Raw genomic sequence first — 11,026 nt, forward strand, 5'->3', positions numbered from 1 at the left:
CTTAAAAGGGTCCATATATTCTTTTATACTTATTTAATCAGCTATCATGTCTTCTTGCTCTTGATTTCTTATGTATTCTTCAATTGCCTTCTTATTTTTCCCCACAGTATCAACGTAAAATCCCCTACACCAAAAATGTCTATTTCCATATTTATATTTTAAATTTGAAAACTTCTCAAAAATCATAAGACTACTCTTACCTTTTAAAAATCTAACGAAACTTGAAACACTCATTTTAGGTGATATTTCAACAATCATATGTATATTGTCTACGCAAGCATGCGCTTCGACTATCCTAACTCCTTTCCATTCACAAAGTTGTCTTAATATCTTTCCTATTTCTTGTTTTTTCTCTCCATATATTTCTTTCCTTCTTTATTTTGGTGCAAAAACTATATGATATTTACAATTCAATTTTGTATGTGCTAAACTGTTTGTATCCATTTTAAAACCTCCTTTTGTTACGGAAATTGGCTGCGAACCTATTTTCATTTTAACAAAAGGAGGTTTTTTATTACATCGCTAAAGCTCATCTGAACACACTCGCATAGCGAGTGGTTTTCATTAAACAAAAAAACTCTGATGCTAAAAGCACCAGAGTTCAATTAAAACTTATTAGTTTTCTTCATTTTTAACTTCAGTAACTACTTCTTCTACAACTTCATTTGCATCTTCTGATTGCTCTAATAAAGTTATTTCTTCTTTAATTTCATTAGTATCTCCAGAGATTTTAGCAATAGTTACAACAGCTTCATCTTCTAGAGTTCTCATAAGTTTAACTCCCATTGCCGATCTACTTGTAACTGAAATATCACTTACATTTATTCTTATAGCTACCCCTTGGTTATTTATAAGCATAAGTTCATCGTCTTCTTTGCATACAGTAGCACCAACTACTTTACCAGTCTTATTAGATACTTTATATGTTATAAGACCTATTCCACCCCTATTTTGAACTTTATATTCTTCTATTTTAGTTCTCTTACCATAACCATTTTCACTAACAACTAGTAATTTTTCGTCTTCTACAGCTATATCCATACAAACGGCAACATCGCCTTCTCTCAAGCTTATAGCTTTAACTCCAGATGCAGTTCTTCCCATAGGTCTAACATCTGTTTCATTAAATCTTATAGCATTACCATCTTGAGTTACAAATATAATATCTGCGTCTCCGTATGTTATCTTAGCTTTTAGAAGTTCATCACCTTCTCTAAGGTTTAATGCTATTAATCCATTCTTTCTTATGTTCTTGAAATCTTTTAATGGTGTCTTCTTAACTATTCCTAGTTTAGTTCCCATAAATAAGTATCCATCTTCTTGAACATCCTTAAATGAAAGAATAGTTTGTATTTTTTCATCTGCTTCTAATGGCAATATATTTACAAGATTTGTTCCTTTAGCAGTTCTTCCTGCGTCTGGTACTTCATAAGCCTTTATCTTATAAACCTTACCCTTAGTTGTAAAGAATAATAAATTTGAGTGTGTTGATGTTACAAGTACATTTTCAACAAAGTCATCTTCTTTTGTTGTCATTGCTTGTATTCCCTTACCACCTCTCTTTTGAGCTGAGTACACATCTGAAGATATTCTCTTAATATATCCAGTATGAGTAAGAGTTATTACAACATCCTCTTCTTGTATTAAGTCTTCTATATCTATTTCATTTTCTTGCTTTTCTATTTGAGTTCTTCTTTCATCTGAGTACTTAACTTTTATTTCTAGAAGTTCTTCTTTTATAACCTCTAATAATCTTTCTTCACTAGCTAAGATTGCATTTAAATAATCAATTAACTTCATAAGCTCATTATACTCATTTTCAATCTTATCTCTTTCAAGACCAGTAAGTCTTCTAAGTCTCATTTCTAAAATTGCAGTAGCTTGTTTTTCACTTAAACTAAATCTTTCAACAAGTGTATTTTTAGCTATTTCTGAAGTCTTAGAACTTCTTATGATATTTATAACCTCATCAATATTATCAAGTGCTATTATTAATCCTTCTAATATATGAGCTCTGTCTTTAGCTTTATTAAGCTCAAATTGAGTTCTTCTAGTTATAACATCTTTTTGGAAGTTTATATAATGAATTAAAACTTGTTTTAAGTTTAATATTTGTGGCTCATTATCAACTAAAGCAAGCATTATAACTCCAAATGTATCTTGCATTTTTGTATGTTTATATAAAAGGTTTAATGTAACATTTGGATTTGCATCTCTCTTAAGTTCTATAACTATTCTCATACCTTCTCTATCAGATTCATCTCTTAAATCTGATATTCCAGTAATCTTTTTATCCTTAACAAGATCTGCAATATATTCTATAAGCTTAGCCTTATTAACTTGATATGGAAGCTCAGTTACTATTATCTTGTGTCTTCCATTTTCCTCTTCAATTTCAGCTTTAGCTCTTACTACTATTCTACCTTTTCCAGTTTCATAAGCAGCTCTTATTCCTGATTTACCCATTATTATTCCTGCTGTAGGAAAATCTGGCCCTTTAATGTATGTCATTAATTCTAAACTTGTTAATTCTGGATTGTCTATAAGTGCTATGGTTCCATCAATTACCTCACCTAAGTTATGTGGTGGTATGTTAGTAGCCATACCAACAGCTATACCTGATGAACCATTAACTAAAAGGTTAGGATATCTTGAAGGTAATACAACTGGTTCTTTTTCCTCACCATCAAAGTTTGGAGTAAAATCAACTGTACTTTTATTAATATCTCTAAGCATTTCAGAAGCTATTTTATTCATTTTAGCTTCCGTATATCTCATTGCCGCTGCTGAGTCTCCATCAACAGAACCAAAGTTACCATGTCCGTCAACAAGCATATATCTTAATGAGAAATCTTGTGCCATTCTAACTAATGCATCATAAACTGATGAATCACCATGTGGGTGGTATTTACCTAAAACTTCCCCAACTATTCTTGCACATTTTCTATATCCTCTTTCAGGATATAGTCCCAATTCTTGCATTGAATATAAAATTCTTCTATGAACTGGTTTTAAACCATCTCTAACATCTGGTAATGCTCTACCAACAATAACGCTCATAGCATAATCTATGTAGCACTTTTTCATTTCTTTATTTATATCTATGGGTATTACTTTTCCCTCATTTAAGCTCATGTACTTCACCTCATATTAGTACTATATATCTAAATTGCTAACATTTTTAGCATTCTTCTGAATAAATTCTCTTCTTGGCTCTACCTTATCGCCCATAAGAATTGTAAATATCTCATCAGCTACCATAGCATCCTCAATATCTGCTCTTAATAATATTCTTGATTCTGGATCCATAGTAGTTTCCCAAAGTTGTCCTGCGTTCATTTCTCCAAGACCTTTATATCTTTGGACACTTACACTACTATCCTTTCCACCAAACTCTTCTATTATTTCATCTGCAGAAGCATCTGAGTATGCATATCTCTCTTGTTTTCCTTTAGAAATTTTATATAGTGGTGGTTGCGCTATATAAACGTGACCTCGCTCAACTAAATCTCTCATATATCTATAGAAGAATGTTAACAATAAAGTTCTTATGTGAGCACCGTCAACGTCAGCATCAGTCATGATTATTATTCTATTATATCTTATTTTTTCTATATCAAACTCTGGTCCTATACCAGCTCCAATTGCAGTTACCATTGATCTTATAGTATCTGAACCTAAAATTTTATCTAATCTTTGCTTTTCTACGTTCATTATTTTACCTCTTAAAGGTAATATAGCTTGGAATTTTCTATCTCTTCCTTGCTTTGCAGATCCACCAGCTGAGTCTCCCTCAACTATGTAAATTTCACATTCTTTAGGATCTTTTGATGAACAATCAGCAAGCTTACCTGGTAATGAACTTCTTTCAAGTACTGATTTTCTTGTAAGCTCTCTAGCTCTTCTTGCAGCTTCTCTAGCTCTTGATGCTAATAAAGCCTTTTCTATTATAATTTTACCAACCTCAGGATTTTCTTCTAAGAAAATAGAAATTCCTTCTCCTGAAATTGAATCAACAGCACTTCTAGCCTCACTATTTCCTAACTTAGTTTTAGTTTGACCTTCAAATTGTGGCTCAGATATTTTAACAGAAACAACAGCAGTTAAACCTTCTCTTATGTCATCTCCTGATAAATTCTTATCTGATTCCTTTAAATGACCAAATCTTCTACCATAATCATTCATTACTCTTGTTAAAGCAGTTTTAAATCCTGCTAGGTGAGTACCACCTTCAACAGTATCTATATTGTTAGCAAAAGTAAATATATTTTCATTGAAACCATCATGATATTGTAAAGAAACTTCTACAGAAATTCCATCCTTAAGACCTTCTACATAAATTGGTTCCTCATGTAAAACTTCTTTATTTCTATTTAGATAACTTACAAAAGATTTTATACCACCTTCATAATGATATACTTCTTCTTTAACTTCTTCATCTCTTTCATCAATAAGAGTTATATTTATTCCCTTATTTAAGAAAGCTAACTCTCTAAGTCTTTGTGATAAAATTTCAAAATCATATTCAGTTTCTTCGAATATTTCATGGTCAGGCTTAAAGTGAACTTTAGTTCCATTCCCTTCAGCTTCTCCTATTTTCTCTAAGTCTGTAAGTACAGCCCCTCTTTTATAAGACTGCCTCCAAATATATCCATCTCTTGTTACAATTACTTCACATAATTCTGAAAGAGCATTAACTACAGATGCACCAACACCATGTAAACCACCAGATACTTTGTATCCACCTCCTCCGAATTTACCTCCGGCATGTAGAACTGTCATTATAACTTCTACAGTTGGCTTTCCCATCTTTGGATGGATTCCTACTGGCATACCTCTTCCGTCATCAACTACAGTAATTGAATTATCCTTGTGTATGTATACTTTTATATTTTTACAGTATCCTGCTAATGCTTCATCAATACTGTTATCAACAATTTCGTAAACTAAATGATGAAGACCTCTTGAACTAGTACTACCAATGTACATTCCTGGTCTTTTTCTTACAGCTTCTAGTCCCTCTAAAACTTGAATCTGACTTGCATCATAATTTTGATTGTTTTGCTCCAACATATAACTCCTCCTATATAGCAGCAATTTAACTTTTATAGGGTCTTCCGTGAATAATCTCAAACAACTTAATCGAAATTCCTTCAATCCCTCACACTTAATGTAAGTATTATTTAAGAGCTATTAATTTAAAGGCTATTGGTTAACCCTTCCCAAAATAAATTTGGCAATCCTATTTTTATAAAACCTTTTAAAAATAAATCTTTAGTAATAACCTCAAATTTATCTTAATTCAAAAATTTAAGGATTATAATTAATATCTGTACGCTTTGTTAATGTAGATGATGAAATAGGCGAAAGATATACCTTACTCATTTTATCTATCTCAGCTATAACAAAAGATTTTGGCTTTTCATTTGTAATTCTTTCAACAAATCCATCCTCTTCAGCCATTCTTAAGAATTGTATAGTATCTGAACTATACATGGCAGTTTGTATATCAAATATTCCTATAACATCTTTAACTGGAACTACTACATTCTCTCCTAAGTGTAAAAACACAAATACTCCTCCTTTAACATTGAACACATCCATTTATAACTCTGAATACTTTTGAGTTTTCATCTAAATAACTAGTTAGATCTTCTATTCCCGTACATGTTATTACTGTTTGTATATTTTTTATTGATGTTAAAATATATCTTTTTCTATTAAAGTCTAATTCTGACAGTACATCATCTAATAATAACACAGGATATTCACCTGTCATCTCTTTTATTATTTTTAAAGATGCAAATTTTATTGTTAATACACTAGTTCTTTGCTGACCTTGTGACCCATAAATCTTTGCATCTATATTATTTAAATATATATTAAAATCATCTCTATGTGGACCTATAGACGTAGCTCTTTTATCTATATCCTTTTTTCTATTTTGTTCTAATAGTTTTATCATAGAATCTTTAATATTATCTAAATCTTTTACAGTAGAAATATATTTAAATTGAATTTCTTCTTTTCCTGAAGTTATCTCTTTATGAATTTCTTTAGAATATTTGTTTAACTGTTTAATATATTTTAATCTAGCCTTTATAATATTCTCTCCATATTGAGCTAATTGTATATCATATATGTCTAACATTTCCTCATTTATATTTTTATTCTTTAGAACTAAGTTTCTTTCATGTAAAACTTTATTATATTGAACTAAATTATAATAATACCTTTTATTTAATTGACTAAGTTCCATATCAATAAATCTTCTTCTTATTCCAGGAGATTCTTTTACTATTTTTAAATCTTCTGGAGAGAACATAACTACGTTAAACGTTCCAATTAATTCTCCAATTTTACTTATCTTTATTGAATTTATGCTAATAGCTTTTTTTCCGTCTTTTAAAATATTCACATCTATGATTTTATCTAATCTATCCTTATGAACATCTAACCTTATAAAAGCTCTGTCCTTATTCCACTCTATTAGCTCTTTGTCTCTATTAGTTCTGTGTGACTTAGCAAATCCACAATAATATATAGCTTCTATTACATTGGTTTTACCTTGCGCATTATCACCTATAAAGACATTTACATTAGGACAAAGCTTAATTGATAAATTTTCATAATTTCTATAATTAATTAATTGCAAACTTTTTATATACATAAAAACACCTATTTTAATTATACCAAAACACCTATTTTAATTATACCATATTCTTATGTTCTTTAGGCTATGTATCTTTAAATTAACTTATAAATTTCCCCATTGAACTCTACAGTATCATCAACTCTTAATTTTTTTCCTCTTTGAGTACATATTTCACCATTTACTAAAACTTCTCCGTCCATTATGAACATTTTAGCTTCTGATCCTAAGCTAACTGCTCCGCACCATTTTAAAAATGAATCTAACTTTATAAACTCTGTATTAATTTTTACTTCTTGCATAATTATACACACAATGTATATTTAAAAATCACATTGTTTCTCCTTTCAAAAAAATAGTCTATGGTGAGTTTAGTAATACTAAACTCACCATAGTTATAAAAATCTAATTTAAATTATCTTGCTATTCTAACTGGTAGAACTAAATACTCGCATAAATCATTATTTTTATTTCTTATAATACATGGAGATATGCTACTTGTCATTCTTAATTCTATTTTTTCCTCTTCCATATTTTTTAAAACATCTAATAAATATTTTGAGTTAAATGCAATTTGAATTTCATCACCTAGTAATTTAATAGTAACTTCTTCTCTAACTTTTCCTAATTGAGAATTAGATGTTATTACTATATTTTCATCAGTTATATCAAACTTAACTAAATTACTATTTCCTTCCTTAGCCATAAGAGATGCTCTTTCAATACCATTTTGAAGAGTTTGTTTATCAACTTCAATTTGTAATTTATGCTCTTTTGGTAATAAAGCATCATACTTTATGAATTCACCTTCTAGTAATCTTGAAATTACTTTTGTATCTCCCATATTAAATAATATGTGATTTGGAGTAAATGTTATATTAACTATTTCATCTGAATCTTCTAATATCTTAGCTACTTCATTAAGTGTTTTTCCTGGTATAACAGCATTAATTGTATTGTTAGTATCTATATTCTCAGTTCTTATTGCTAATCTATATCCATCTAAAGCCACTAAATTTAATTTAGAGTCCTTAATCTCAAATAATATACCTTGAAGAATAGGTCTAGTTTCATCTTGAGCTATGGCAAAAGAAGTTCCTTTTATCATGTTTTTAAGGATTCCTTGGTTTATTGAGAATATCATGTTCTCATTTATCTTAGGTAAGCTTGGGAAATCTTCTGCATTCATATGTAATAAATCAAATACAGATTTTTGACAAGTTATTCTTATAGCTTCTTCTGATACTGTTTCTATTTTAATTTTATCATTAGGTAGCTTTCTTATAATTTCTCCAAATATTTTAGCATCAACAACTAATTTTCCTTGTTCAATGACATCAGCTTCAAATTTAGTTTCTATACTAACATCTTTATCTGATCCTATTATTGTTATTATATTCTCAGAAGCTTCTATGTATAGACCTTCTAAAATAGGCATTGTTGATTTTCCTGTTATAGCTTTTTGAGCTATAGCTATAGATTCTTGTAATTTATTTTTGTCGCATGTAAATATCAAAATAAAAACCCTCCTTTTAGGACTTATTCACATAAGTTATACACAGTGTGAATTTTTGTATAATAGATATATTAATAGATAATAAATATAATAATAATAGTAATAGTACCTGTGGATTTGTGGATAAACATTGAATAGCTTTGTATACCAATGCTTACAGAGATTTTTTGCTTGTGGATAAACTGTAGATTACTGTGAACAATTATCCACAATGAAATAACAGGTAAAAAATAATAAACATAATAATCCACAGGTTATCCACAGATAATATACAGTTATTATGTACTTTGTTAATTACTTTTGAGTCAGTTTTTTAGTGATGTCATTAATCATACTTTGTAGACCTTCATCAGTCTTTAAATTTTCAGAAATTTTTTCATAAGCATGAATTACTGTAGTATGATCTCTACCACCAAATTCTTCACCTATTTTAGGTAAAGACATATCTGTAAGTTTTCTACTTAAATACATAGCAATTTGACGAGGATAAGCTATATTTCTAGTTCTTCTTTGAGATTTTAAATCCTCTATTCTTAAATTATAATAATTTGCTACGGATTCTTGAATAGTTTTTACTGTAACTGGAGCACTTTCTTTATTAGATATTATATCTTTAAGTGCTTCTGAAGCTAAATCAACACTTACATCTCTATTAGTTAAAGAAGAATAAGCTATTATTCTTATAAGTGCGCCTTCTAATTCTCTTATATTTGATTTGATTTTAGTAGCTATATATACCATAACTTCATTTGGTACATTTAAACCTTCAACATCAGCTTTTTTCTTTAGTATTGCCATTCTAGTTTCGAAATCAGGTGGTTGAATGTCTGCTATTAAACCCCATTCAAATCTAGATCTTAACCTATCTTCTAATGTAGGAATTTCTTTAGGTGGTCTATCTGATGATAGTATAATTTGTTTATTCTCTTCATGTAGAGCGTTGAAAGTGTGGAAGAACTCTTCTTGAGTACGTTCTTTACCTGCTATGAATTGAATATCATCTATTAATAAAACATCGACTTTTCTATATTTATTTCTAAACTCTTCATTCTTATCATCTTTAATAGCATTAATAAGTTCATTAGTAAATTTTTCAGATGATACGTAAACTACTTTTGCTTTAGGATTCTCTTGAAGAATATAATGTCCTATTGCATGCATTAAGTGAGTTTTTCCAAGTCCTACTCCTCCATAAATAAATAGTGGATTATAAGCTTTAGCAGGTGACTCAGCAACTGCTAAAGAGGCTGCATGAGCAAAGCGGTTACTATTACCTATTACAAAGGATTGGAATGTGTATTTAGGATTTAATGTAGCTGACATTTCATCACTTACAACTATAGATCCATCGACATCATTTGTATTCTCTTTTTTTTCTTCTTTCTGTTTTTCCTCTTTTTCTTCTTCTAAATCAGCTTCAAGATAGAATTCTATTTTAAACTTTCTAGATGTAACTATCTTTAGAGCTTGAATTAATAAGTCTTTGTATCTCGTATCTAGAATCCCTTTAGTGAATTCATTAGGAACAGAAAGTTTTAATATGTTATCAGAAATTGATATAGGAGTACAGCTTTTAATCCAAGTGTTAAAACTGATTTCAGAGATTTCTCCTTTTATTATGTTTAATGCTTGTTCCCAGAGATTATTTAGTTGGGCATCCATCTTCTATCCTCCGATCATAAAATGATTTTAACTTTTAATTATGCACATATAATTAACATATTAGATTATTACTTTACATGGTGTGAATAAATTTATTAACAGGCTGTTGATAATGTGGATAAATTTTATTATAAAAAAATTATCAACAAGAAATATAAACAGTTCTTGTTGAAACTTTAGAATATATAAAATCGTTGAAATAAAAGGATTGTAAAGATTATAAATAAAAAATAATAAGAATAATATACAAGTTATCAACAGAGTTATTCACAAGTGTGGATAAGTTGTTATATTAAATAAAGTTATTCACAATGCACTAATATGATAACATAAAGATATAGTTGTATTCAACAAGTTATCCACAAAAATAACAGCTGTTGATAACTTATTTTGTGTAAAACTTATTTAGATTTAGAATTAAGTAAAAAGATTAAAAGTTAAACATAAATATTAGGTGCAATATCTTTTGGAATTTTAATTTTTTTACATAATTAAAATTAAAACAATATATATTTAAATTTAATAATGATAAATTAGATTATAAAAACAATGATATAAATATAAATGTAAAAAGTTAATAACAGATTGTTATTTATATGTGGATAACTTTATAAATATATTTATAAAGTTATGTTTAGTTATTATTAAATAAACTAATCTAAAGCATATAATGCATAGTTATATACTTTTAAGATTTAAAGAAGCTTTCTTAATTAATGTAATTATGATTAATAAGTAGATGAGTAATTTAATAAATTTTGGATAAAATAATAGAAAGTTTTAGTATAATATAGTTTATATATTTTTAGAGTCATTAATGTAATAATTTAAGCTAGTTTAATGTATAAACAATTATTTATATATTTAAAAAGAAAATATGGTATAGTTAACAAATCTTTAAGTGAGTTATTTTCTTGACAGAGGGCTACTTGAAAGATATAATTAAACAGTAAAACCTAAATTAGCGAATAAGTAAAAAGTTTTTAGCTTTTTACTAGAATAAAATATTGGTTGAAGGGGGTGTATTTAAATGTTCATGACATATCAACCTAAAAAAAGACAAAGAAGTAAAGAGCATGGTTTCAGAAAGAGAATGAAAACTAAATCTGGAAGAAATGTTTTAAAGAGAAGAAGACAAAAAGGTAGAAAAAGATTAACAGCATAAGGGCCGCATTTTGTGGCCTTTTTCTGCACCA

General features: G+C 28.6%; 8 protein-coding genes and 1 pseudogene. 1 reads left to right on the forward strand and 8 read right to left on the reverse strand.

Annotated elements, in window-relative coordinates:
• Positions 1–33 precede the first annotated feature (33 nt).
• The 8 genes and pseudogenes from tnpA to dnaA form a co-directional block, all read right to left on the reverse strand.
• Positions 34–444, reverse strand: a pseudogene (tnpA, locus tag Q1J60_RS01430) (IS200/IS605 family transposase).
• 171 nt (positions 445–615) lie between these two features.
• Positions 616–3,135 carry a DNA gyrase subunit A gene (gene gyrA, locus Q1J60_RS01435; RefSeq protein ID WP_300257501.1) on the reverse strand — a complete coding sequence of 840 codons (2,520 nt, stop codon included), beginning with the start codon at positions 3,133–3,135 and terminating at the stop codon, positions 616–618.
• 21 nt (positions 3,136–3,156) lie between these two features.
• Complete coding sequence (gene gyrB / locus Q1J60_RS01440) at positions 3,157–5,073, reverse strand: DNA topoisomerase (ATP-hydrolyzing) subunit B (RefSeq protein WP_300257503.1); 1,917 nt, start codon at positions 5,071–5,073, stop codon at positions 3,157–3,159.
• Between the two features lie 237 nt (positions 5,074–5,310).
• Positions 5,311–5,571 (reverse strand): extracellular matrix regulator RemB, encoded by a 261-nt coding sequence (remB, locus tag Q1J60_RS01445; protein ID WP_300257506.1) that lies wholly within the window; start codon positions 5,569–5,571, stop codon positions 5,311–5,313.
• A gap of 13 nt (positions 5,572–5,584) precedes the next feature.
• Entirely contained in the window at positions 5,585–6,670 is a 1,086-nt protein-coding gene (gene recF, locus Q1J60_RS01450) for a DNA replication/repair protein RecF (protein ID WP_300257509.1), read from the reverse strand.
• 77 nt (positions 6,671–6,747) lie between these two features.
• Positions 6,748–6,954: a S4 domain-containing protein YaaA gene (gene yaaA, locus Q1J60_RS01455; protein ID WP_300257512.1), complete on the reverse strand. Its 207-nt coding sequence runs from the start codon at positions 6,952–6,954 to the stop codon at positions 6,748–6,750.
• 113 nt (positions 6,955–7,067) lie between these two features.
• A complete protein-coding gene (gene dnaN / locus Q1J60_RS01460; protein ID WP_300257516.1) occupies positions 7,068–8,168 on the reverse strand; it encodes a DNA polymerase III subunit beta in 1,101 nt (366 codons plus the stop codon).
• A 294-nt stretch (positions 8,169–8,462) separates the two neighbouring features.
• On the reverse strand, positions 8,463–9,830 hold the full coding sequence (gene dnaA / locus Q1J60_RS01465; RefSeq protein WP_300257518.1) for a chromosomal replication initiator protein DnaA: 1,368 nt from the start codon (positions 9,828–9,830) through the stop codon (positions 8,463–8,465).
• Positions 9,831–10,860: 1,030 nt separating this feature from the next.
• On the opposite strand from dnaA, the gene rpmH reads away from it, so the two are divergent.
• Positions 10,861–10,995 carry a 50S ribosomal protein L34 gene (gene rpmH / locus Q1J60_RS01470; protein ID WP_003451019.1) on the forward strand — a complete coding sequence of 45 codons (135 nt, stop codon included), beginning with the start codon at positions 10,861–10,863 and terminating at the stop codon, positions 10,993–10,995.
• Positions 10,996–11,026 lie beyond the last annotated feature (31 nt).

The organism is Clostridium sp., from assembly GCF_029258205.1.
In the GTDB taxonomy this organism is placed as follows: Bacteria; Bacillota; Clostridia; order Clostridiales; family Clostridiaceae; genus Sarcina.